At 70.5% G+C, this 22893-nt stretch carries 23 protein-coding genes; 18 read left to right on the top strand and 5 right to left on the bottom strand.

Annotated elements, in window-relative coordinates; all coding sequences use genetic code 11:
* Positions 1-124 precede the first annotated feature (124 nt).
* Positions 125-904: a class I SAM-dependent DNA methyltransferase gene (locus ABT352_RS07780; RefSeq protein ID WP_350943311.1), complete on the top strand. Its 780-nt coding sequence runs from the start codon at positions 125-127 to the stop codon at positions 902-904.
* A gap of 66 nt (positions 905-970) precedes the next feature.
* Here ABT352_RS07780 and coaA read toward each other — a convergent pair whose 3' ends face one another.
* Positions 971-1906 carry a type I pantothenate kinase gene (coaA, locus tag ABT352_RS07785; protein WP_350943312.1) on the bottom strand — a complete coding sequence of 312 codons (936 nt, stop codon included), beginning with the start codon at positions 1904-1906 and terminating at the stop codon, positions 971-973.
* A gap of 302 nt (positions 1907-2208) precedes the next feature.
* Between coaA and glmS the strand changes: the two genes are divergently transcribed.
* The 12 genes from glmS (at position 2209) to tsaD (ending at position 14062) form a co-directional block, all read left to right on the top strand.
* Positions 2209-4062, top strand: a complete 1854-nt coding sequence (gene glmS / locus ABT352_RS07790; protein ID WP_502992824.1) for a glutamine--fructose-6-phosphate transaminase (isomerizing) — start codon at positions 2209-2211, stop codon at positions 4060-4062.
* A gap of 177 nt (positions 4063-4239) precedes the next feature.
* Entirely contained in the window at positions 4240-5655 is a 1416-nt protein-coding gene (locus tag ABT352_RS07795; RefSeq protein WP_350943313.1) for a PhoX family protein, read from the top strand.
* A 46-nt stretch (positions 5656-5701) separates the two neighbouring features.
* Positions 5702-6052, top strand: a complete 351-nt coding sequence (locus tag ABT352_RS07800; protein WP_350943315.1) for a holo-ACP synthase — start codon at positions 5702-5704, stop codon at positions 6050-6052.
* A gap of 10 nt (positions 6053-6062) precedes the next feature.
* Positions 6063-7676, top strand: a complete 1614-nt coding sequence (locus ABT352_RS07805; RefSeq protein ID WP_350943316.1) for an NAD(P)H-hydrate dehydratase — start codon at positions 6063-6065, stop codon at positions 7674-7676.
* Positions 7673-8800: an alanine racemase gene (alr, locus tag ABT352_RS07810; RefSeq protein WP_350943318.1), complete on the top strand. Its 1128-nt coding sequence runs from the start codon at positions 7673-7675 to the stop codon at positions 8798-8800. Before ABT352_RS07805 ends, alr begins: the two co-directional genes overlap by 4 nt.
* A gap of 20 nt (positions 8801-8820) precedes the next feature.
* The gene (locus ABT352_RS07815; RefSeq protein ID WP_350943320.1) at positions 8821-9894 is read left to right on the top strand and encodes an alpha/beta fold hydrolase; all 1074 of its coding nucleotides are present in this window, start codon (positions 8821-8823) and stop codon (positions 9892-9894) included.
* Between the two features lie 134 nt (positions 9895-10028).
* Positions 10029-10481, top strand: a complete 453-nt coding sequence (gene tsaE / locus ABT352_RS07820) for a tRNA (adenosine(37)-N6)-threonylcarbamoyltransferase complex ATPase subunit type 1 TsaE (RefSeq protein WP_350943322.1) — start codon at positions 10029-10031, stop codon at positions 10479-10481.
* A 169-nt stretch (positions 10482-10650) separates the two neighbouring features.
* Complete coding sequence (locus ABT352_RS07825) at positions 10651-11307, top strand: hypothetical protein (RefSeq protein WP_350943324.1); 657 nt, start codon at positions 10651-10653, stop codon at positions 11305-11307.
* A gap of 6 nt (positions 11308-11313) precedes the next feature.
* Positions 11314-11874 (top strand): class F sortase, encoded by a 561-nt coding sequence (locus ABT352_RS07830; RefSeq protein WP_350943326.1) that lies wholly within the window; start codon positions 11314-11316, stop codon positions 11872-11874.
* 31 nt (positions 11875-11905) lie between these two features.
* Positions 11906-12589, top strand: a complete 684-nt coding sequence (gene tsaB / locus ABT352_RS07835) for a tRNA (adenosine(37)-N6)-threonylcarbamoyltransferase complex dimerization subunit type 1 TsaB (protein WP_350943568.1) — start codon at positions 11906-11908, stop codon at positions 12587-12589.
* On the top strand, positions 12586-13038 hold the full coding sequence (gene rimI, locus ABT352_RS07840; RefSeq protein ID WP_389773874.1) for a ribosomal protein S18-alanine N-acetyltransferase: 453 nt from the start codon (positions 12586-12588) through the stop codon (positions 13036-13038). The genes tsaB and rimI overlap by 4 nt, the downstream gene beginning before the upstream one ends.
* Positions 13031-14062 (top strand): tRNA (adenosine(37)-N6)-threonylcarbamoyltransferase complex transferase subunit TsaD, encoded by a 1032-nt coding sequence (gene tsaD, locus ABT352_RS07845; RefSeq protein WP_350943328.1) that lies wholly within the window; start codon positions 13031-13033, stop codon positions 14060-14062. Before rimI ends, tsaD begins: the two co-directional genes overlap by 8 nt.
* Before the next feature lie 280 nt (positions 14063-14342).
* Here the strand turns inward: tsaD and ABT352_RS07850 are convergent, their stop codons facing one another.
* Positions 14343-15401: an alkene reductase gene (locus tag ABT352_RS07850; RefSeq protein ID WP_350943330.1), complete on the bottom strand. Its 1059-nt coding sequence runs from the start codon at positions 15399-15401 to the stop codon at positions 14343-14345.
* 110 nt (positions 15402-15511) lie between these two features.
* Here ABT352_RS07850 and ABT352_RS07855 point away from each other — a divergent pair, with 110 nt between their 5' ends.
* Positions 15512-16114 (top strand): MarR family winged helix-turn-helix transcriptional regulator, encoded by a 603-nt coding sequence (locus tag ABT352_RS07855; RefSeq protein ID WP_350943332.1) that lies wholly within the window; start codon positions 15512-15514, stop codon positions 16112-16114.
* A 183-nt stretch (positions 16115-16297) separates the two neighbouring features.
* Here ABT352_RS07855 and ABT352_RS07860 read toward each other — a convergent pair whose 3' ends face one another.
* Positions 16298-17575, bottom strand: a complete 1278-nt coding sequence (locus tag ABT352_RS07860; protein WP_350943333.1) for a hypothetical protein — start codon at positions 17573-17575, stop codon at positions 16298-16300.
* 214 nt (positions 17576-17789) lie between these two features.
* Positions 17790-18956, bottom strand: a complete 1167-nt coding sequence (locus ABT352_RS07865; protein WP_350943335.1) for a class I SAM-dependent methyltransferase — start codon at positions 18954-18956, stop codon at positions 17790-17792.
* A 244-nt stretch (positions 18957-19200) separates the two neighbouring features.
* Between ABT352_RS07865 and groES the strand changes: the two genes are divergently transcribed.
* From groES to ABT352_RS07885, 4 genes are all read left to right on the top strand, one after another.
* Positions 19201-19512, top strand: a complete 312-nt coding sequence (gene groES / locus ABT352_RS07870; RefSeq protein ID WP_030912806.1) for a co-chaperone GroES — start codon at positions 19201-19203, stop codon at positions 19510-19512.
* A gap of 90 nt (positions 19513-19602) precedes the next feature.
* Positions 19603-21222, top strand: coding sequence for a chaperonin GroEL (groL, locus tag ABT352_RS07875; protein WP_350943337.1), 1620 nt, complete (start codon positions 19603-19605; stop codon positions 21220-21222).
* A 279-nt stretch (positions 21223-21501) separates the two neighbouring features.
* Positions 21502-22140: a sigma-70 family RNA polymerase sigma factor gene (locus tag ABT352_RS07880; RefSeq protein ID WP_329090055.1), complete on the top strand. Its 639-nt coding sequence runs from the start codon at positions 21502-21504 to the stop codon at positions 22138-22140.
* Between the two features lie 82 nt (positions 22141-22222).
* A complete protein-coding gene (locus ABT352_RS07885) occupies positions 22223-22426 on the top strand; it encodes a hypothetical protein (RefSeq protein WP_350943339.1) in 204 nt (67 codons plus the stop codon).
* Here ABT352_RS07885 and ABT352_RS07890 read toward each other — a convergent pair.
* Positions 22387-22764, bottom strand: a complete 378-nt coding sequence (locus ABT352_RS07890; protein ID WP_350943341.1) for a DUF5319 family protein — start codon at positions 22762-22764, stop codon at positions 22387-22389. The genes ABT352_RS07885 and ABT352_RS07890 overlap by 40 nt on opposite strands.
* Positions 22765-22893: the final 129 nt, after the last annotated feature.

Here is a 22893-nt window from a genome sequence, read left to right on the forward strand (position 1 = left end):
GTTACCGGCCGCCGGGTCAACCGGCAGGCATGGTTCGTCTGGTAAGACTCTCTCCCCCTCCGGCCGCGCCTGGCCTCCGACGGCCCGGCGCGGCCCCGACGGGTCCGCGCTCAGGGAGGCGCTCATGACGCATGTGGACGAGACGCTGGCGGCGTACGAGAGCGTCGCGGCACGGTACGACGAGCTGAACGCGCGGATGGACACCGCCGCCCTGGTGGACCGCTACGTGGAGATGGCGGGCCTGTACGGTACGGGCGGGCGGCGGCTGCTGGACGCCGGGTGCGGGACCGGCCGCAGCAGCGTGGCCTTCCGCGAGCGGGGGTTCGAGGTGACCGGCTACGACCTGTCGCCGGCGATGGTGGCGATGGCCGGGAGCAGACCCGGAGCCGAGGACGTCCGGTTCCTGGTGGGACGGCTGCAGGAGCCCCCGCCGGGGCTGACCGGCTTCGACGTGGTCGCCTGCGTGGACCTGCCGATGGCGTACCTGACCGGCACGGACGAGCTGCGGTGGGCGCTGGCGTCGGCGCGCGACCAGCTCGCGGACGGCGGGGTGCTGATCTTCGACCTGAGCACCATCGGCTACTACCGGCGTACGTTCGGCGTCCCAACGGTCGCCGACCGCGGGGACCGGTACGTGGCGTGGTTCGCGGCGTCGCCGCGGATCGAGGCCGACGCGGTCGTGGTCACCCAGTTCGACCTGTTCGAGCGGGCCGGCGCGGGCTGGGAGCGGGTGTCGATGCGGCACGTGCAGCGGCACCGCTCCGACCGGACGGTGCGCCGGGTGGCCGAGCGGGCCGGGCTGCGCGTCGTGGCCACCCGCGGGCTGGTGGGGACGTCGGCGCGGGAGCCGGCCGACGAGGACGACCACGACCGGATCCTGTATGTCGCCCGCCGGGCCGACTGAGTCTCCCCCGGACCCCGAACCGGCGCCGCGTCCGAGCCGCTCGGTCGTCGTTTCCTACGTTTCCGATCAGATGCGGCGGAGGCGGACGCGCTGGATGGAGTGGTTGGCGTCCTTGTGGAGGACGAGATCGGCCCGGCCTCTGGTGGGGGCGATGTTCTCGACGAGGTTGCGCTCGTTGATGTCGCGCCAGATATTTCTGGCGAAGTCGGTCGCCTCCTCCTCCGACAGGCCGGCGAGATATTTGAAGTAGGACTTCGGGTCCTCGAAGGCCGTACGCCGGAGCTTGTGGAAACGGTCCACGTACCAGTCGCGGATGTGTTCGACCTTGGCGTCCACGTAGATCGAGAAGTCGAAGTAGTCGTTGATCGCGAGGGCGGTGGGCGGTGCGGGCTGCAGGACGTTGAGGCCCTCGACGATGAGGATGTCGGGTCGGCGCACGGTCTGGGTCGCGCCGGGCACGATGTCGTACTCCAGGTGGCTGTAGACCGGGGCCGTCACCTCCGGAAGGCCCGCCTTGACGTCGGCGACGAACCTGACCAGGGCCCGCCGGTCGTAGCTCTCGGGAAAGCCCTTCCTGTGCATGATGTCCCTCGCGGTGAGGACCTCGTTGGGGAAGAGGAAGCTGTCGGTGGTGATCAGGTCCACCCGAGGGTGCTCGGGCCAGCGGGCCAGCAGGGTGTGCAGCAGCCGGGCCGTGGTCGACTTGCCGACCGCGACGCTCCCCGCGATGCCCAGGACGTACGGGGCCGTCCTGCGCCCGCCGCCGAGGAAGGTGTTGAGCGCCGCGCTGCGCTGCCTGGCCCCGGTGAAGTGGAGGTTGAGCAGCCGGGTGAGCGGCAGGTAGATGTCGGTGACCTCGGCCAGGTCGATCGGGTCGTCGACGCCGCGCAGTTCCTCCAGCTCGTCCTCGGTGAGCGTGAGGGGCGTGTTCTTGCGGAGTTCGCTCCACTGAGCCCGGCTGAGCTGCACGTACGGTGTCGCGGTGTCCAAACCGTTGGCCATGTTCAGAGAGCCTACTGATCCGTCGAGGGCGGGTTCCTGGCGGGTGTTGGTCCGTGGGACGGGGTTCTGGCGGGTGTCGGTGTGCCGGGGGCGGCCTCCCGGTGGGCGTTGGTGTGCCGGGAGCGCTTCCCGACGGGTGCTGGTGTGCCGGCAGCGGTTCCCGACGGGTGCTGGTGCGTCGGGAGCGCTTCCCGACGAGGGATGGTGCGTCGGGAGCGCTTCCCGACGGGTACCGGGCGGGATTCTTGGTCTGTCCGGGGGGTTCTCCATAGACGCACCGGACGACTTCTCAGGGAGGGGGTATGACAATGTGCGGAATAGTGGGATATACGGGACAGCGCCAGGCGATCGAGGTCGCGGTCGAGGGGCTGGGCCGCCTGGAGTACCGGGGATACGACTCGGCGGGGATCGCTCTGGTCGGGGCGGACGGCCTGGTCGTGGAGAAGCGGGCGGGGAAGCTGGCCAACCTGCGCTCGGCGCTGGTCTCACGTCCCACACCGCCGGCCGCGGCGACGACGGGGATCGGGCACACCCGGTGGGCCACCCACGGGGCCCCCACCGACCGCAACGCCCATCCGCACACCGACTGCGAGGGACGGATCGCGGTCATCCACAACGGGATCATCGAGAACTTCGCCGCGCTCAGGGCCGAGCTGGAGAACGCGGGGCACAGGATCGTCTCCGAGACCGACACGGAGGTGGTGGCGCACCTGCTGGAGCGGTTCGCCGCCGGAGGGCTCATGGAGGCGATGCGCCGGGTCTGCCTGCGGCTGGAGGGGGCGTTCACCCTGCTCGCGATCTCGGCCGACGAGCCCGACGTGGTGGTGGGCGCGCGGCGCAACTCACCGCTGGTCATCGGCAGGGGCGAGGGGGAGAACTTCCTCGGCTCGGACGTGGCGGCGTTCATCGCGTACACGCGCGAGGCGGTGGAACTGGGCCAGGACCAGGTGGTCGAACTGCGTCCCTCGAAGATCACGGTCACCGACTTCCAGGGCCTCCCGGCCGTGACGCGCGACTACCACGTCGACTGGGACGCCTCGGCCGCGGAGAAGGACGGCTACGACCACTTCATGCTCAAGGAGATCGCCGAGCAGCCCCGGGCCGTCGCCGACACGCTGCTCGGCAGGGTCGGCGAGGACGGCCGGCTGGTGCTGGACGAGATGCGACTGTCCGACCAGGAGCTACGTGACATCAACAAGATCATTCTGGTCGCCTGTGGGACCTCCTACCACGCCGGGCTCATCGCGAAGTACGCCATCGAGCACTGGGCGAGGCTGCCCTGCGAGGTCGAGGTGGCGAGCGAGTTCCGCTACCGCGACCCGATTCTCACCCGGGACACGCTGGTGATCGTGATCAGCCAGTCGGGCGAGACCATGGACACCCTCATGGCGGTACGGCACGCGCGCGGGCAGCGGTCGCGGGTGCTGGCGGTCTGCAACGTGAACGGTTCCACGATCTCCCGCGAGTCCGACGCCGTCCTCTACACGCACGCGGGCCCGGAGGTCGCGGTGGCCTCCACCAAGGCGTTCCTCACCCAGCTGGTGGCGTGCTACCTGGTGGCGCTCTATCTCGCCCAGGTCAGGGGGACGAAGTACGGCGACGAGATCACCCAGATCGTCGACCGGCTGGCGGAGGCGCCGTCGAAGGTGAGCGAGGTCCTCTCGACCGTCGAGCCGGTCCGCGCGCTGGCCAGGTCGCTCGCCGACGAGCGGTGTGTGCTCTTCCTCGGGCGGCACGTGGGCTTTCCCGTCGCGCTGGAAGGAGCGCTGAAGCTCAAGGAACTGGCGTACATGCACGCGGAGGGCTTCGCGGCGGGCGAGCTGAAGCACGGCCCGATAGCGCTGATCGACAAGGGGCTCCCGGTCGTGGTCGTCGTCCCTTCGCCTTCGGGCCAGCGGATGATCCATGACAAGATCGTGTCCAACATCCAGGAGATCCGGGCGAGGGGCGCGAGGACCCTCGTCGTCGCCGAGGAGGGGGACGTCGCGGTCGGGCGCTACGCCGACACGCTGATCCACATCCCGGTCGTGCCGACCCTGCTCCAGCCGCTGGTCGCCGCGGTGCCGCTCCAGGTCTTCGCCTGCGAGCTGGCCACGGCCAAGGGGCACGACGTCGACCAGCCCCGCAACCTCGCCAAGTCGGTCACGGTGGAGTAAGCCCTCCCCGCGCGTTGTCCACAGCCTGTGGATAAAGTCTATGGATTACCCACAGCCGTAAGTGGGTATAGGGTCTGCCCTTCTTCTTGTCCCATTAAGTGTCGATATATGCCATATAACGGTTTACTGAGGCGCATCAACGTGGCGTGAATCCACCGGATCCAAGGGAGCCGCAAGATGGACCGTCGTCGTTTCCTCGCCCGAGGTGGCGCACTGGCCGCGCTGGGGGTGGCCGGGCCGTTCGCGGGGGTCGCGCGGGCGGGGGCGAACGGGGAGCTTCTCCCGGGGGCCGGGTACGGCCCGCTGAAGCCGGTCAAGGACGAGCGGGACGGCGTGGTGCGCCTCCACCTGCCCGACGGCTTCCACTACCGGTCCTTCAGCTCGGCCGGCGACAAGTACAGCGACGGATCCACCGTCCCCTCCAGGCACGACGGCATGGCCGCGTTCCGCGGGCCGGGCGGCAGCGCGATCCTCATCCGCAACCACGAGGTCAACGGCCCGGTCGGCGCGTTCGGAAACCCGGCCAAGGCCTACGATCCGGCGGCCGGCGGCGGCACCTCGACGCTCAGGGTCACCCGCTACGGCAAGGTGCTCACCTCCGCCCCCAGCCTGACCGGCACCCAGATGAACTGCTCGGGCGGCCCGATGCCCTGGGGTGCCTGGGTGAGTTGCGAGGAGACCGTGAACGGGCCGGACGTGGGCGACGACTTCACCGGCCAGGACAACGGCAAGCTCACGCGCAAGCACGGCTACATCTTCGAGGTCCCGCTCGACGGCCAGGCCGGAGGACCGATCAGGAACGCCGGGCGGTTCGCCCACGAGTCGGTCGCGTTCGACGGGTTCACCGGCGCGCTCTACCTCACCGAGGACAACTTCGGCTTCGCCTCCGGCTTCTACCGCTACCTGCCCCCGAAGAACCCGCTGACGGCCCGCCGCATCCTCGACGGCGGCCGGCTCCAGATGCTGGCCGTGCGTGGCGCGCCCGGCAAGAACCTCTCCCTCGGCCAGCCCAGGGGAGCCTCGTACTCGACGACCTGGGTGGACATCGACGACCCCGACCCCACCTTCATCGGCACCCCCGCCAACAGCCTCGCCCTCCAGGCCGTCGGCAACCAGGGCAGGGCGAAGGGCGCGGCGCTCTTCTCCCGGCTGGAGGGGGCGATCAACCACCACGGCACGATCTACTTCGTCTCCACCCAGGGCGGCGCGACCGCGTCCGGCGACACCCCGCGCGGCGGCTTCGGCAAGGGGCGCGGCCAGGTGTGGGCGTACGAGACGTGGAGCGGGCGGCTCAAACTCGTCTACGAGTCGCCGGGCGCGGTCACCCTCGACCTGCCGGACAACGTCACCGCCAGCCCCAGAGGCACCCTGGTCCTGTGCGAGGACGGCGCGGGTGACAACTACCTGCGCGGCCTCACCCGCCAGGGCGAGATCTTCGACTTCTCCCGCCTCGCCCCCGTCCGCGGCGACTCCGACGCCGAGTTCGCCGGCTCGACCTTCGGCCCCGGCGGTCACACCCTCTACGTCAACGTCCAGTCCACCAAGGGGACGAGCTTCGCCATCTGGGGCCCCTGGCAGCGCGGCGGCTTCTGACCGGCGGGAACGCGGGCCGACGGCGCGACGCCACTAGCCTGGGAGGGTGATCGTTGGTATCGGTGTCGACGTCGTGGACGTGGCGAGGTTCGAGGCGACGCTGGTGCGGACGCCCGCGCTGCGGGGACGCCTGTTCACCGATAGGGAGAGCGGGCTGGCCACGGAGTCCCTCGCCGCCAGGTTCGCGGCGAAGGAGGCCGTCGCGAAGGCCCTCGGCGCCCCTCCCGGGCTGCGTCACCTGGACGCCGAGGTGCTCAGCGGGGAGCACGGGCGGCCCGAGCTGCGGGTGACCGGCCGGGTGGCGGACGTCGCCGAGGCCCTGGGCGTGGCCCGGTGGCACGTCTCCCTCACCCACGACGGGGGCGTCGCGATCGCCTACGTGATCGCCGAGGGATAGATTCGGTGGAATGCGGACCGCGTACACCTCCGACCAGATCAGGGCGGCCGAGGCGGCACTGATGGCGACGCTGCCCGAGGGCGCCCTGATGGAGAGGGCGGCCACCGGGCTCGCGGTGGTCTGCGCCAGGATGCTCGGCGGCGTGTACGGCTCCCGCGTCGTGCTGCTCGTCGGCGGTGGCGACAACGGCGGTGACGCCCTTTACGCCGGGGCCCGTCTCGCGGCCAGGGGGGCGAGGGTCGACGCGCTCCTCGCCGGTACGCGCGTCCACGCGGCGGGTCTGGAGGCCCTGCGCCGCGCGGGCGGCCGCGTCACCCGGCTCAACCCCGATCCCGGCCCCGGCCCCAGCCCCGATCCCGGTTTCGGCTCCGGTCCCGGCCCCGATCCCGGTTCCGGTCCCGGCGCGGGAAACGGGCCCGGTCTCGCGGTGGCCACCGCGGATCCCGCGGGTGCGCGCGTTCGCGGCCTGCTCGACGCGGCGGACCTGATCGTGGACGGGATGCTCGGGATCGGCGGGGCCGGGGCACTCAGGGAGCCGTACGCGACCCTCGCCCGGCTCGCGAACGACGCGCCCGGCGAGGTCGTCGCGGTGGACGTGCCCAGCGGCGTGGACGCGAGCAGCGGCCGGGTGGAGGGTCCCGCGGTCGTCGCGGACGCCACCGTCACGTTCGGGGCGTGGAAGATCGGGTTGCTCGTCGATCCCGGCTCCCGGCACGCGGGCCGGACGGAACTCGTGGACATCGGCCTCGGCCCCCACCTGCCCGAGCCCGAGGCGGTCGCGCCGACGGACGCCGACGTGGCCGCGATGCTGCCCAGACCCGACGCCTCGTCCGACAAGTACCGCCGGGGCGTCGTCGGGGTCGCGGCGGGCAGCGAGCTCTACACCGGCGCCGCGGTGCTGGCGGTGGGCGGGGCACTGCGGGCCGGGGTGGGCATGGTCCGCTACGCGGGGGGCGCGGAGCCGGTGGCCCAGGTGCGGGCCCGCTGGCCGGAGGCCGTGATCACCACGCTCGCCCCCGGGGAGGGGGTCGAGAGGGTGGGCCGCGTGCAGGCGTGGGTGCTCGGCCCCGGCCTCGGCACCGGCGACGAGGCCCGCGCCGTCGCCCGTTCCGTGCTGTCGAGCGAGGTCCCCGTGCTCGTCGACGCCGACGCGCTCACCCTGGTGGCCCAGGACAGGGCGCTGCTCCGCAGGGACTCGCCGGTCCTGATCACCCCGCACGCGGGCGAGCTCTCCCGCCTGATCGGCGTGCCGAGGGAGCGGATCGAGGCGCGGCGCCTGGAGAGCGTACGGCGGGCGGCGGCGGAACTGGGGGTGACCGTGCTGCTCAAGGGCTCGACCACGCTGGTCGCCGAGGAGGACCGGCCGGTCGGGATCAACCTCACCGGCAGCCCCTGGCTCGCGACCGGCGGCACCGGCGACGTGCTGGCGGGTCTGGCGGGCGCGCTGCTGGCCGCGGGACTGAGCGGGTACGACGCGGCCTCCTGCGCCGCGTATCTGCACGGAATCGCCGGTCGTCAGGGCCCTCTCACCGCCTGGGACGTCGCCGAGGCCCTGCCGGAGGTGGCGCGCTCCCTGCTCGGCGGGCCTCGGCATCGCCTCTCACCTGCCAAACTGGGGTCATGAGTTTCCCGATGACTCCCGCCGAGGCACGGGTGGATCTCTCGGCGATTCGTGAGAACGTGAGGCAGCTCGCGAGCCACGCTCCCGGCGCCGAGATGATGGTCGCGGTCAAGGCCGACGCCTACGGGCACGGGCTGGTTCCCGTGGCCCGCGCCTGCCTGGAGGCCGGCGCGGGACGGCTGGGCACCGCCTACATCCGCGAGGCCCTGGAACTGAGGGCCGCCGGGATCACCGCGCCGATCCTGGCGTGGATCATCCCGCCGGGAGAGCCGCTTGAGCAGGCCGTCGGGCACGACATCGAGCTCTCGGCGAGCTCCGTCTCGATGATCGACGCGATCGCCGACGCCGCCGCGGAGGCCGGTGGGGCGGCGAGGGTGCACCTGAAGGTCGACACCGGCATGTCACGCGGCGGCGCGACGGCGGCGGAATGGGCGGCCCTGGTCCAGCGGGCGTTGCGGCACCGGGCCGAGGGCGTGATCGAGATCGTCGGGCTCTGGTCCCACTTCGCCTGCGCCGACATCCCGGGAGACCCGTCCATCGCGGCCCAGCTGGCGGCCTTCGACGAGGCGCTGCACATCGCGGAGAAGGCCGGGGCCGGAGGCTCCCACGTCATCAGGCACATCGCCAACTCGGCGGCGATCCTGACGCTGCCGCAGGCACGCTACGACATGGTCCGTCCTGGCATCGCGACCTTCGGCCTGAGCCCCGTGCCCCGGCTCGGAGGTTTCGGGCTGCATCCGGCGATGACGCTCGTCGCGCGGATCGCCCTGGTCAAACGGGTGCCCGCCAGGTCGGGCGTCTCCTACGGACACCTGTACGTCACGGATCGTGAGACGACGCTTGGCCTCGTCCCCCTCGGGTATGCGGACGGGGTCCTACGGCACGCCACCAACGTGGCGGAGGTGATGGCCGGTGGCCGCAGACGGCGGATCGCGGGCAGGGTCTGCATGGACCAGTTCATGATCGACGTAGGAGACGACCCGCTGACGGAGGGTGACGAGGTGATCCTGTTCGGCGACGGTTCCCGTGGCGAGCCCACCGCTCAGGAGTGGGCGGATTCCCTCGACACGATCACGCATGAGATCGTGACCAGGATCGGTTCGCGGGTCCCGCGCGTTTACCGGTGAAAGGAAGCTCAGGGGGGCGCATGAGTAGTACCAGACGGCGCAAGGTCGGTATCGCGGGCGCGGTCGTCGGTGTCACGTCGGCCGGAGTGGCCGCAGGGGCTCTCGCCAAGCGGTACGCCGTCGGACGCATCAGGCTCCGCCCCGACCTGGAGGCGAGCGAGCCGCTCGGAGAGCTGCGCGGCCGTCCCACCACGGTCACCACCTCCGACGGTGTTCCCCTGTACGCCGAGGTCGACGGGCAGGAGGAGGCTCCGCTGACCGTGGTGTTCTGCCACGGTTACACGCTCAACCTCGACTCCTGGCACTACCAGCGGCGTGACCTGGGCGGCGAGCACCGCCTGGTCCTGTGGGACCAGCGCTCCCACGGACGCTCGCCACGCATCCCGATGAAGGACTGCTCGATCGACCGGCTGGGCGACGACCTGGCCGAGGTGATCGAGGCGCTGGTGCCCGGTCCGTGCGTGCTCGTCGGCCACTCCATGGGCGGTATGACGATCATGGCGCTGGCCGACAGGCACCCGGAGCTGTTCGGCGACAGGATCAAGGGCGTGGCGCTGATCTCCACCTCCACCGGCAAGCTCGGCGAGATCTCCCTGGGTCTGCCCGCGCTGCTGTCGAAGGCGGTGCACAAGGTCACGCCGGGCACGGTGTCGCTCCTGAGACGCGGTGGCTCGCTGGTCGACAAGAGCCGCCAGGTCGGCAACGACGTGGCCTTCCTCGTCCTGCGCCACCTGGGTTTCGGTGATTCCAAGAACATCAGCCCCACGGTCGTCGACTTCGCCGAGTCGATGATCCGCTCCACCCCGTTCGAGGTGATCGCCGAGTTCTACCCGGCGCTGATGTCGCACGACAAGCTGAGCGCGCTACGCGTGCTGGACGAGGTCCCGACCTCCATCATGGTCGGCGACAAGGACTGGCTCACCCCTGTCGAGCACAGCAGGGCGATGGCTGCGGCGCTCCCGAGCGCCCGGTTCACCGAGGTTCCGGAAAGTTCGCACCTGGTCCAGCTGGAGCGGCCTACCGTGGTCAACGACGCCCTGCACGACCTGCTCAAGCGGGTGGACGCGGCCGACATCGATGACGAGGACCGGTGAGCCGCAGGCGCACGTACGGCGTACGGTGAGCCCTGAGCGGGGTTCGCCGGGGCCGTGAAGACGGCGCTGAGCCCTGGAAGGTCCTGGAAGACCTCGTGAGGCCCAGGAAGGCATGGAACAGGAGTGACGAAGCGGTGAGAATCGTGGCGACCGCCGAGGAGATGCGGGAGCTGGGCGAGGAGTTGGCGGCCCTGTTGCGCCCGGGGGACCTCGCGGTGCTCTCGGGCCCGCTCGGCGCGGGCAAGACGACCCTGGTGCAGGGGATCGCCGAAGGGCTCAAGGTGCGCGGCCCGATCACCTCGCCGACCTTCGTCATCGCCCGGGTGCACCCCTCGCTCTCGGGTGGACCGGCCCTGGTCCACGTCGACGCCTACCGCCTCGGGGGTGATCTGGAGGTCGACGACCTGGACCTGGACGCCTCGATCGAGGAGTCGGTGACGGTCGTGGAGTGGGGCGAGGGCCTGGTGGAGGGGCTCGCCGACGACCGGCTGGAGATCCTCATCGGCAGGGGCGCCTCCGAAGAGCCGGGGGAGGAGCGGACCGTCGCCCTCAGGGGAATCGGGCCGCGCTGGCACGGCGTCATCTGATCTGCCTACAAAGACAGAGAAATCCTGGCACGCTCGGACTACGCACCATTGGTCTAGATCGTCAGGCGTGATGATCGACTCTTGCGGGTTTGCCCATGTTTAATGGGGAACAGGTGGGAAATCGTGCCGGGCGAGGGTCGTCGGCCGGAGGGCGAAGTGGAGTTCGACGGTGCCAAGCGTCAAGCGTGTCGCGGTTGTGGGAGCCATCCTCCTTTTCGGACTGGTCGGGTGCTCTGCGGGTGCCGAAACGGCCGACCCGTCGGGCACACCCACCACGGCCCCACCTGATTCCGGCATCAGCCGGCAGGACATCGAGGTCCAACTCCAGCCGGCCCGCGCCAAGGCCGGGCAGAAGGTATGGATCCTGGCCAACTGCCCGATCCCGCAGGGCGGCCCCGAGCATCGCGGTACCGCGTCCTCCAAGATCTTCCGAACCCCGGTGACCCTCGACCCGATCCTCGCGACGCCCACGCCCGACCCCGCCTCGACCGCGACCCCGGCACCGCGTCCGTGGGTCCGTGGCCAGGCCACCGTCGCCGAGGGCACCGAACCCGGGATCCACGAGGTCAACGCGAGGTGCGAGGGGACCAACGACACCGGCAAGGCCAACCTCAGGATCGTGGCCGACACCGAGCCGAGCTCCACCCCCACCTCCAAGCCGACCAGGACGATCATCAGCACCGAGGCGCCGGAGACGGGTGGCGGCGGCACCGCCGCCGGAGGCCCGAACGACTCGGGCGCCCCGATCGGCACGACCGGCGTCCTGCTCGCCCTCGCCCTGGCCGGCGGCATCGGCATCGCGGTCGTGCGTCGCCGCCGTTCGTAGTCCTCCATGGCCGATTCAACCCGCTGGTCCAGGATCGTCCTGGCCGGGGTCATCACCGGCGTCGTCCTGGTCGCGTTCGGCAACCGGGGCGGCGAGGTCGAGAAGGAGAAGGCGCCCGCCCGCGCGTCGGTCTCGCCCAGCCGCATCGACATCCCCTCGTTGGGGATCAAGGCGCCGCTGATGAAGCTCGGCGTGACCGACGGCCGGGTCGACCTGCCGCCGTACGAGAAGCCGAACGTCGCGGGCTGGGTGAAGGACAGCGCGGTCCCCGGTGACGAGGGGTCCGCGGTGATCCTCGGGCACGTGGACACCAAGACCGCGCCCGCGGTCTTCTACAAGCTCAAGGAGATGCGGGAGGGGCAGGTGATCAAGGTCGTACGCAGCGACGGCAAGGTCGCCCAGTACCGGGTGGACACGGTCGAGCAGATCAGCAAGAACCGGTTCCCGGCCGACAAGGTCTATCTGGAGGACGGCCTGCGACTGATCACCTGCGGCGGGTCCTTCGACTGGGACAACCACGAGTATCGCGACAACCTCATCGTCTACGCCACCCTGGTCAAGACCTGAGCCCTCGCGGGACGGGCTAGGCTAAGTGTTCGTGCTGGTCCTGGCCTTTGACACCGCGACCCCCGCCGTCACCGCAGCTCTGCACGACGGTGCGAGGGTCCTCGCCGAGTCGACGACGATCGACGCGCGCCGCCACGGTGAGCTGCTCGTCCCCACGATCGAGACGGTCCTGAGCGAGGCCGGGGCCTCGCTCCGCGACGTCACCGCCATCGTCGCGGGCTCGGGACCCGGCCCCTACACCGGACTGCGGGTCGGCCTGGTGACCGCCCAGGCCCTCGCGACGTCGCTGGGCGTCCCGGCGTACGGCGTGTGCACCCTCGACGCGCTCGCGTACGGCAGCGGACCGGACGAGCCGTTCCTGGTGGCCACCGACGCCCGGCGCAAGGAGGTGTTCTGGGGCCACTACCGGGACCCGCGCACCCGGCTGTCGGGCCCCGCGGTGGACCGGCCCCAGGACCTGCCGGGGGAGCTCCCGCTGGTCGGCGCGGGCGCGCGGATGTACGCCGAGATCGTCGGCGCCTCCCGGATCCTGGACGTGCCGGAGTATCCCGGCGCGGGCGCGATGGCGGCGCTCGCCGCCGGGCGACTCGGCGAGCCGGGCGTCCGCGAGGCCGCGGAGAGCGGCACCCACCCCGTGCTCGGCCCGCCCAGGCCGATCTACCTGCGCCGGCCCGACGCCAAGGTGCCTTCGGCGCCCAAGAAGGTCTCCACGTGACGGCCGTCCTGCGCCGGATGACCGCGGACGACCTGCCCGCGGTGATGGAGGTCGAGCGGAAGACCTTCCCCGCCGACGCCTGGAGCGAGGGCATGCTCCGGGGGGAGCTCGACGACCAGCCGAGGACCAGGCACTACGTGGTGGCCCTGGTCGACGGCGTGATCGTCGGCTACGCGGGCCTCGCCGCGGCGGGGGACCAGGCCGACGTGCAGACCATCGCCGTCCTGGCCGAGTGGCGCGGGAACGGCGTCGGCGGCGCGATGCTGACCGATCTTCTGGCCGAGGCCGCCCGCAGGGGCGCCGTGTCGGTCTTCCTGGAGGTGCGCGCCGACAACCTGGGCGCGCAGGCCGTCTACGACAGGTTCGGGTTCGAGCGGATCGGCCTGCGCCGCCGCTACTACGAGGACGGCACTGACGCGATCATGATGAGGAAGGATCTCCATGCGTGACGAACCGGTGGTCCTGGGCATCGAGACCTCCTGCGACGAGACGGGAATCGGCCTCGTCAGGGGGCACACGATGCTGGCCAACGCCATCGCCTCCAGCGTCGAGCAGCACGCCCGCTTCGGCGGGGTGGTGCCCGAGGTCGCCTCCCGGGCGCACCTGGAGGCGATGACCCCGACCGTGGAGCGGGCACTGGAGCGGGCGGGCCTGAGGTTCGCCGACGTCGACGCGATCGCGGTCACCGCCGGGCCCGGCCTGTCCGGCGCGCTGCTCGTCGGCGTCGCCGCGGCCAAGGCGTACTCGCTGGGCCTGGGCGTGCCGCTGTACGGCGTCAACCACCTCGCCGCCCACGTCGCGGTGGACCAGCTGGAGCACGGGGCGCTGCCCAAGCCCTGCATCGCGATGCTGGTCTCCGGCGGGCACTCGTCGCTGCTGCTGGTGCCCGACGTCGCCAGGGACGTCATCTCGCTGGGTTCCACGGTGGACGACGCCGCGGGCGAGGCGTTCGACAAGGTGGCGAGAGTGCTCGGCCTGCCGTTCCCCGGCGGGCCGCACATCGACAGGGTGGCCCGTGACGGCTCCGGCGCGGCGATCGCGTTCCCGCGCGGCAAGTACGACGACGGGACGCTCGACTTCTCCTTCTCCGGCCTGAAGACTGCGGTGGCCCGATGGGTGGAGGCGAGGGAGAAGGCGGGGGAGCCGGTTCACGTGCCCGACGTGGCGGCGTCGTTCCAGGAGGCCGTCGTCGACGTGCTGACCCGCAAGGCGTTGCAGGCGTGCGCCAAGTACGACGTTCACGACCTGCTGATCGGTGGCGGGGTGGCGGCCAACTCCCGGCTGAGAGCGATGGCCCAGGAGCGTTGTGACGCGGCCGGTGTCCGGTTGCGGGTCCCCAGCCCCGGGCTGTGCACGGACAACGGCGCCATGGTGGCGGCCCTGGGCTCGGACCTGGTCGCGGCCGGCATCACGCCGTCGCGGCTGGACATCCCGGCCGACTCCTCGATGCCCATCACCACCGTCCACGTCTGACGGGCCCGTCCTCGTCAGGGGATGACGCCCGGCCGAGGGCGTCCGCGCGCTCCGTCGAACCCCCGCCGAGGGCGTTCGCGCGCCCGCCGACCCCGCCGGGGGTGTTCGTGCGTTGGACCCCCGCCGGCGTGTCCGCGTGCGCCCGTCGGCCGTCGCGCCCCCGTTGGGCGGCGGCCGCACGGAGCTCTCCCCTTTGCCGCGGGTTCTTCCTCCGGGGGCCGCCCCGAGGGTTTCTCCTTCGAGGGCTTCCTCCTCCCGGAGGTACTTCACCACGGGTGCCTTAGACGGAGTGCAGGGTGAGTACCGGGTAGTCGGTGTAGCCGCGGTGGTCGCCGCCGAAGGCCGAGCTGAAGTCGGCCTGGTTGAGCTCGGCGCCGAGGCGGAGGCGGAGCGGCAGGTCGGGGTTGGCCAGGAACGACTGGCCCAGCGAGACCAGGTCGGCGCCGCGCTCCAGCCACCGCGTGACCCTTTCGACCGGGGCGTCGATCGAGGGGTCGTTGACGATGAGGGCGTTCGGCCACAGCGTCTGGATCTTCTGGTTGAGTTCCTCGGAGGAACTCGCCACCAGGTGGAGGTAGCCGAGGTCGAGCGCGGCGAGCTCGGAGACGAGCGCCGGGTAGATCTCGTGCATGTCGTCCTCGACCAGGTCTCCCGCGCCGTTGCCCGGCGAGAGGCGGATGCCGACCCTGGAGGCGCCGATCCGGTCCACGACCGCCCGCGTGGTCTCCACGGCGAAGCGGATCCTGTTCTCCGGCGAGCCGCCGAAGTGGTCGTCGCGCAGGTTGGCGTTCTGCGACAGGAACTGCTGGATGAGGTAGCCGTTGGCGCCGTGCAACTCGACCCCGTCGAAGCCCGCCTCCACGGCGCGTGCGGCGGCGTCGGCGAAGTCCTGGACGGTGGACTCGACCTGGGCGGTCGTCAGTTCGAGCGGGGTCTGGTAGTCCTGCAGGCCGGTGGGCGTGAAGATCTGCCCCGCCGGTCGTACGGCGGACGGCCCGAAGGGAAGCGCGCCGGTGTTGTCGGGGTGGCCGATCCGGCCGGCGTGCATGATCTGGGCGAAGATCCTGCCGCCCGCCGCGTGGACGGCGTCGGTGACCTCACGCCATCCGGCCACCTGTTCGTCGGTGTGCAACCCCGGGGTGTTCATGTAGCCCTTGCCGGCCTGGCTGGGTTGGACCCCCTCGGTGATGATCAGGCCCGCCGAGGCCCGCTGGGCGTAGTACAGGGCGGTGAGCGACGAGGGGATTCCGTCGACGTAGGCCCGAGAGCGTGTCATGGGCGCCATCACCAGGCGGTTGGGCAGCTGGAGGCCGGCGAGCGTGAACGGTGAGAACGGCATGGTGAACTCCTTTTGTTGGCTGGCCAACTTGGCTAGCCAATAAGTAGTTCTACAACTTGGTCGGCCAACATGCAAGCGGGTAGTCTCGGGGAGAGCGGAAGGATCCGACCATGGCGGAGTTGTCGATCGACGAAGAGCGCGACGTGACCGAAGAGCGCGGCACGACACCCGAGGCCCTCTCCGGAGGAGGTGACGAGGCCGGGGCGTGTCCCTCGTCCGCCGGCGAGTGCGGCGACTACGACAACGACCTCAACTGCCTGATGGCCTACGCCACTCGCGGCCACCGCGTGCTGCTCGCCGACCTCCTCGGCGAGATCGACCTCTACCCGGGCCAGGAGCGTGTGATGGGCGCGCTGTGGGACAACGGCCCCCAGTCGCAGAACGCCCTGGCGAGAATCGTCGGCGTCGACGTGTCCACCATGACCAAGACCCTGCAGCGCCTGGAGCGCAGCGGTTTCGTCAGCCGCAGGCCCGACCCCGCCAACCGGCGGATCAGCATCGTCGACATCACGCCCAAGGGGCACGCGCTCCGCCCGGAGGTGGACCGGGTCCTCGCCGAGGTGCACCGGCGGATGACCAACGGACTGACGGCCGAGCAGACCGACGAGCTGTCGTCCCTGCTCTCGGTGGTCAGGAACAACCTGTGCCGCGAGGCGAAGGTCGTCGAAGGCGCGGGGAGGCGCCCGGCGGCCGATGCCACCCGCTCCGGCTGACGGCGTCCGTGCTTCTCGCGCGGTTCGCCCTCTCCCCGCGAGGCCCGGGTCTCCCCACACGGTGAGGGCCGGGCGGGATCTTCCGCGAGGGGCGAGCGGGACCGGGGAGGCCGGGCGGGATCTTCCGCGAAGGCCGAGCTGGACCGGGGAGGGCCCGGAGCGGCCCTCGGCGGAGAACCGAGGTCAGTCCTTGTCGCCCCTGGTGGGACGGAGCAACGCCTCGGCCAGGGCGAGCATGGTCTCCTCCAGGGCGCTCAGACGACGGGTGAGGTCGGCGTGCGCGGGCTCGACGGTCTCGCTCAGGGCCTCGGAGAGCTCGTCGCGGTCGGGCAGGGCGCGGAGCGTCTCGGCGAGAGGGGAGAGTGCCGCCTCCGCCCTGATGACGCGTTCGTCCAGGGAGTCGAAGCGCTCGCGCTGCTCGGCGGTCTGAACGCCGATGAGCGCGCCGACGCCGAGCACGGCCGGCAGGTCCTCCAGGCGCTCGTCCAGGCTCTCCAGGCGCTCCGCGGACTTCTCCGCGCGCCCGTCCAGCGTGGACAGCCGGGAGTCGATGACGTCCATCCGGCAGGTGAGGCGCCCCTCGATGTCGTCGAGGCGCTCGTCGAGGGTGTCGAAGCGGCCACCGGCCGTCATGCGATGGCCGTCCAGCCTGTCGATGCGGCTCTCGACGGCGGCGGTGCACTCGTCGATCCTCGGCGCGACCAGGTCGACCCTGGCGCCCACCTGCTCGACCCTTCCGCTCACCAGGTCGACCTTGCCGTTCACCTGCTCGACGGCGGCGAGCATCCGGTCCGTGGCCGTGCCGACGGCCTGCTGGACGCTCGCCACCAGGTCGAGCATCCCCGCCTCGACGCGCCCGGTGCGCTGGGAGAGGTCGGCCACGGCCCGGTCGAGGCGGCTGAACCGGTGCGCCGCGACGCCCATGTCGGCCTGGAGCCTGCCCAGGTGCTCGGCCAGTTGCCCCACCTGCTCGTCGAGGCCCTGGGTGCCGTCGGAGATCGCCCGTAGGCGGGTGAGCGCCTCGTCCATGCTCTCGCCCACGGAACCGAGGTCGGTCCACAGGCTCGGCAGCTCGCCCAGGGGGACGACCCGGTCGCGGACGGTGTCGACGCGGCGGCCGAGGGAGTCGACCCGCTCGCCGACGGCGTCGACGTGGTCGCGTATCGCCTCGACGTGCTGGGCCAGGCCCTCGGCCCAGGAGGGCGGGCGGGCGGCGATGTCGTCCAGCCGGCCGTGGACGGACTCCAGCGTGCCGTTCAGCCCGCCGATCTCGCGCTCCCTGACCTCGCGCAGCACCCACTCCATGCCCTCCAGGCGCCGCCGGATCTCGTCGAGCACGGCCCCCTGGGTGCGCTGCTCGTAGACGTGGTCCTGTGCCGCGCGGGCGAGGAGCTCACGCATCCGGTCGGAGATGGCGGCCTGGCCGCCCGCCTGGAGCAGGGTGTGGTCGGAGTGATCCACCGAGAGCTCCTTCGCTCGCCGACGCTCAGCCGCGCGGTTGGGTTTGATGGGATTTGCTGATGAACGAGAGGGAAACGCAGGCGAGAGAGAACTCCCGCCCGGCAACCTTAGCCCCTGGATCAGGGTTTTCTGGCAGCGAGAATAAAAGAAAGGAATTGCCGGTTGGCTGGAAGAATTGACTATTTTGGCTGGTCAGATGGTGATGATCCGCCGGTCAGTCGGGGGTGCACACGAAGGCGAACGGCCGGTCACCGATTCGGGTGAGAATGACCACCGCGGATTCCCCGCCGGAAAGTCGGAGGTCTTTCCTGAGACGGTCGACGTCCACCGCTGAGCCACGCTTCTTGATCGTCACATTGCCGGCGCCGCGCTCGCGGAGCGCCGCCCGCAGCCGCTTGAGCGAGAACGGCAGCGTCTCGTGGACCTCGTACCGCGACGCCCACGGCGTCGGCGTCGCGGTGTCACCGGTGATGTAGGCGATCTGCGGGTCGAGCAGGTGCCCGCCGACCGACGCGGCGATCTCCGCGACCAGGTGGGCGCGGATCGCCGCGCCGTCCGGCTCGTAGATGTAGCGTCCCGCGGGGCCGGTGGCGGGATCGCCGAGGGCGGGGTCGGGGGTCATCGTGGCCCCCGACGGCAGGATCGTGGCCCTGCGCGCCGTCTCGCCCGCCAGCGCACCGCACCAGATCACGGCCTCCTTGACGTCGCCCTTGTACGAGACCCACTCGGCCTCCGCGCCCTCGGGGACGAACTCGTACGGGATCCCGGGGGCGACCTTCAGGCAGGCGGCCCCGGCTCGGGCCACCATCTCCAGCACGGCGGGCCAGGGCGGTGAGTATCCCATCGGGTCGAAGGTCCGGCCCCGCGCGCCGCGGCGCGCGGGGTCGGCGAACAGGACGTCGAAGGCGGCCGGGTCCAGGGTGGAGGCGTCGGCGGCGCGGACCGAGACCCGGTCGCCGAAGCCCAGGGCGTCGGCGTTGGCCTGGGCGATCGCGGCGGTGAGCGGGTCGGCGTCGACGGCCTCGACGGAGCACCCGGCCCTGGCCAGGGCGAGAAGGTCGCCGCCGATGCCGCAGCAGACGTCGGCGACCCGCGAGCCCGCGGGGAGGCGCCGCGCCCTGTGGTCGGCGACCTCGCGGCGGGTGGCCTGCTCCAGGCCGGTCCGGGTGAAGTACATGAGATCGGCGTCGGCGCCGAACTTCTCCCTCGCGCGCAGCCTGAGCGTCGCCTGGGTGAGCGCCGCGGAGGTCAGGTCCGCGTCGTAGATCTTCCTTAACCTCGTCACCGCGGTCACCGGATCGTCGGCGGCGGTCTCGGCCGCGGCGCCCAGGGCCTCCTGGCCGCGCTGGGTGAGGAGCTCCCGGAATGCGTCGAGATTCACATCGGCCGACGCTACCGCCTCGGCCGCAGGGCTTCGCCGTGGGGCTTCCACCTGGTTTGACGTTCGCGTGAAGCGGAGAAGGGGTGCTTCGTGTTGACTGTCAAGGCCACCTTGCATACTGTTCCGTATTGGCACTCTCCCGGTGAGAGTGCCAAATACATGCGACGAGGCAGGTCTGACACCCGCGACGGCAGACCGCTGGTCGCCTCTTCTAGATCATTCATATCTGAAGGGGAGGTCCGACGTGACGACCGCCACCAAGGTTCCCGTTAAGCCGCTCGGCGACCGCATTGTGGTCCAGCCGCTTGAGGCCGAGCAGACCACCGCTTCCGGTCTGGTCATCCCGGACACCGCCAAGGAGAAGCCGCAGGAGGGCAAGGTCCTCGCGGTGGGTCCCGGCAACTGGGACGACGAGGGCGAGAAGCGGATTCCGCTCGACGTCAAGGAGGGCGACGTGGTCCTCTACAGCAAGTACGGCGGCACCGAGGTGAAGTACAACGGCGAGGAGTATCTCGTGCTCTCCGCCCGTGACGTGCTCGCCATCATCGAGAAGTAGTTCTCGCTTCACAAAGATGACGTATCGAGCCCCGGGTCGCGTCAGCGCCCGGGGCTTTGATGCGCCGACGTACTTATAGAGAGGATTGTCATGCCGAAGACCCTGTCGTTCGAGGAGGACGCGCGCCGAGCTCTCGAGCGCGGCGTGAACGCTCTCGCGGACGCGGTCAAGGTGACGCTGGGCCCGCGCGGCCGCAACGTCGTCATCGACAAGAAGTTCGGTGCGCCCACCATCACCAACGACGGTGTCACCATCGCCCGCGAGGTCGAGCTGGAGACGCCGTACGAGAACCTGGGCGCCCAGCTGGCCAAGGAAGTGGCGACCAAGACCAACGACGTCGCCGGTGACGGCACCACCACCGCGACGGTCCTGGCCCAGGCCATGGTCCGCGAGGGTCTGCGCAACGTGGCCGCCGGAGCGCAGCCGCTCTCCCTCAAGCGCGGCATCGACATCGCGGCCAGGACCGTGAGCGACCGGCTGATCGAGTCGGCCCGCCCGGTCGAGGACAAGAAGGAGATCGCGAATGTGGCGACGATCTCCGCGCAGGACGCCAAGATCGGTGAGCTGATCGCCGAGGCGTTCGACAAGGTGGGCAAGGACGGTGTCATCACCGTCGAAGAGTCCAACAGCATGGGCCTGGAGCTCGAGTTCACCGAGGGTCTCCAGTTCGACAAGGGTTACCTGTCGCCCTACATGGTGACCGACCAGGAGCGCATGGAGGCGATCCTGGAGGACCCCTACATCCTGATCACCCAGGGCAAGATCGCCTCTGTCGCCGACTTCCTGCCGCTGCTCGAGAAGATCGCGCAGACGAAGAAGGCCCTGCTGGTCATCGCCGAGGACGTCGAGGGCGAGGCCCTCGCGGTCCTCGTCACGAACAAGATCCGTGGCACCTTCACCTCCGTCGCCGTCAAGGCGCCGGGCTTCGGTGACCGCCGCAAGGCCATGCTGCAGGACATCGCCATCCTCACCGGTGGCCAGGTCGTGAGCGAGGAGATCGGCCTCAAGCTGGAGCACGTCGGCCTGGAGGTGCTGGGCACCGCCCGGCGCGTCGTCATCACCAAGGACTCCACCACCGTCGTCGACGGTGCCGGTGAGGCCGCGGCGATCGCCGACCGCGTCAAGGAGATCAAGCTCGCCATCGAGCAGTCCGACTCCGACTGGGACCGCGAGAAGCTCCAGGAGCGTCTCGCCAAGCTCTCCGGCGGTGTCTGCGTGCTCAAGGTCGGCGCGGCCACCGAGGTGGAGCTGAAGGAGAAGAAGCACCGCCTGGAGGACGCCATCTCGGCGACGCGTGCGGCGATCGAGGAGGGCATCGTCTCCGGCGGTGGCTCCGCGCTCATCCACGTCTCCAAGGTCCTCGACGACCTGGGCCTGACCGGTGACGAGGCGACCGGTGTCTCCATCGTCCGCAAGGCCCTCGTCGAGCCGGCCCGCTGGATCGCGGAGAACGCCGGCCTTGAGGGCTACGTCGTGACGGCGAAGGTCACCGAGCTGTCCGTCGGCCAGGGCTTCAACGCCGCCACCGGCGAGTACGGCGACCTGATCGCCCAGGGCGTCATCGACCCGGTCAAGGTCACCCGCTCGGCCGTCCAGAACGCCGCCTCCATCGCCGGCATGCTGCTGACGACCGAGGCCCTCGTGGTGGACAAGCCCGAGGAGGAGGCCCCGGCCGCCGGCCAGGGTCACGGCCACGGCCACGGCCACTGATTCCTCAGCGGTTCCGAAGCGGTTCCGAACGGCTCGCGTCTCGCAGGAGGCGCGAGCCGTTCGCGTTTCGCGGTAAACCGAAAACGATCTCAAGCGTCATGTCGGACGGAAGACCAAACGCGGTTCTAGCGAATAGACGACGTATTTGGCAATCGAATGAAATATTTGCACATTCTGTAGTCGTTGCCGTCGCTGTTTGATTACGCCCCGTTACTCCGCCTCAATGTGACCAATCCGTAGCCGTTTGCGATGACGACAGTCACTATCGGGGCGGGCATCATGCCTAACGTGACCGAGGGATGCGTCGCCGACGCCAAAAATGGGGTGAGGCTTGCGACGAGGTCTGATGGGGTCGCCCACAGGGATGATCTCAAGGATCTGACAAGCCTCGCCGTTCAGGGGGATCGCACCGCGATCGAATCTCTGATCGCGCAACTGCGGCCGATGGTCGTCCGATATTGCCGTGGTCGTCTGGGCCGGGTTTCCGGCCAGTATCACATCGCGGACGACGTGGCCCAGGAAGTATGCATAGCGGTGCTGTCCGCGCTGCCCCGGTACCGGGACATGGGACGCCCGTTCGCGTCCTTCGTCTTCGGTATCGCGTCTCACAAGGTGGCCGACGCGCTGCGCAGCTCCGTGCGATCCGCCGTGCCCACCCAGGATCTTCCTGACGGGCCCGACGAGGGGCCGGGGCCCGAGGAGACGGTGGTGCGTTACATCGAGGCCGAACACGCCCGCCGGCTGCTGTCCAGGCTGCCCGACAACCAACGCGAGCTGCTCATGCTCCGAGTGGTGTCGGGTCTTTCCGCCGAGGAGACCGGTAATGTACTCGGCATGTCACCAGGTGCGGTTCGTGTGGCCCAGCACAGGGCGCTCGCCCGGTTGCGGGCGATGGCGGAGCTGGAGTCGATAGCTTGACCGCGGAGCCGTCGAAGAGGGGGCGCGAGCGCAGGCCCGAGCCGCGGGACGGGGATCGCGACGACCCGGAGCGAGAACGATCATGACAACGGTTCACCCGCGCCGTCCGGTTCGTAGATACGGGCCGGACGAGGACCCGGCGGTAGCCGAGACCGACGAGCTCGTGGAGGCCCTCTCGGGCAGGACGCCCGTCTCCACCTCGGACGTCGCGGTCGCGCTGCTGGCGGCCCTGGTCGACGACGTGGATCAGCGGTGTTCTTCGGTGTCGATCACACCGTCCACGTAACCACGGGCGTATTCCCAGCTCACGTAGTCGGTGGGGTTGGGCTGGTAGGCGGGCTCGTGCACCTGGGGCTGGCCGTTCTCGATCATCTGGCGCAGGTTGCCGCGCAGCAGCTCCCAGTCGAAGTAGTGCTGCTCTCCACATTCCGGACAGTCGAGCACCAGGCCGAGCACGCCCTGAGGCTCCAGCAGCGAGCGGAAGACCTCCACGTCGGCGAGGTCGGTCATGGCCTCGTCGCGCTCGTCCGTCGTCAAGGGCTCGGGATCGTCGGCATCGCCCAGCGCCGCCGCCGGGTCGTCGGGGTCATCCGCGAATGGGTCGCGAGGGACATCGTCGAGCACGATCCCACCTTATGGCCTGGATGTGACAGACGAGTTCCGAACTGTATGAGTGGGACGCTTTAGGACAGTGCGGGCAACTTGGAGATGCCGAGGGTTCCCGGCGGTGGGGGGCGAAGGTCCAGGTGGCAG

Origin of the sequence: Streptosporangium sp. NPDC000563, from assembly GCF_040299985.1 — a bacterium.
GTDB lineage: Bacteria > Actinomycetota > Actinomycetes > Streptosporangiales > Streptosporangiaceae > Streptosporangium.

Excerpts from the sequence above, each read along its gene's own strand:
- ABT352_RS07805 (WP_350943316.1), top strand. The coding sequence starts at position 6,063 with ATGCGGACCGCGTACACCTCCGACCAGATCAGGGCGGCCGAGGCGGCA.
- ABT352_RS07815 (WP_350943320.1), top strand. The coding sequence starts at position 8,821 with ATGAGTAGTACCAGACGGCGCAAGGTCGGTATCGCGGGCGCGGTCGTC.
- groL (WP_350943337.1), top strand. The coding sequence starts at position 19,603 with ATGCCGAAGACCCTGTCGTTCGAGGAGGACGCGCGCCGAGCTCTCGAG.
- ABT352_RS07830 (WP_350943326.1), top strand. The coding sequence starts at position 11,314 with ATGGCCGATTCAACCCGCTGGTCCAGGATCGTCCTGGCCGGGGTCATC.
- coaA (WP_350943312.1), bottom strand. The coding sequence starts at position 1,906 with ATGGCCAACGGTTTGGACACCGCGACACCGTACGTGCAGCTCAGCCGG.
- tsaD (WP_350943328.1), top strand. The coding sequence starts at position 13,031 with ATGCGTGACGAACCGGTGGTCCTGGGCATCGAGACCTCCTGCGACGAG.
- ABT352_RS07850 (WP_350943330.1), bottom strand. The coding sequence starts at position 15,401 with ATGCCGTTCTCACCGTTCACGCTCGCCGGCCTCCAGCTGCCCAACCGC.
- ABT352_RS07780 (WP_350943311.1), top strand. The coding sequence starts at position 125 with ATGACGCATGTGGACGAGACGCTGGCGGCGTACGAGAGCGTCGCGGCA.
- ABT352_RS07855 (WP_350943332.1), top strand. The coding sequence starts at position 15,512 with ATGGCGGAGTTGTCGATCGACGAAGAGCGCGACGTGACCGAAGAGCGC.
- ABT352_RS07880 (WP_329090055.1), top strand. The coding sequence starts at position 21,502 with ATGCCTAACGTGACCGAGGGATGCGTCGCCGACGCCAAAAATGGGGTG.
- glmS (WP_502992824.1), top strand. The coding sequence starts at position 2,209 with ATGACAATGTGCGGAATAGTGGGATATACGGGACAGCGCCAGGCGATC.
- ABT352_RS07885 (WP_350943339.1), top strand. The coding sequence starts at position 22,223 with ATGACAACGGTTCACCCGCGCCGTCCGGTTCGTAGATACGGGCCGGAC.
- ABT352_RS07795 (WP_350943313.1), top strand. The coding sequence starts at position 4,240 with ATGGACCGTCGTCGTTTCCTCGCCCGAGGTGGCGCACTGGCCGCGCTG.
- alr (WP_350943318.1), top strand. The coding sequence starts at position 7,673 with ATGAGTTTCCCGATGACTCCCGCCGAGGCACGGGTGGATCTCTCGGCG.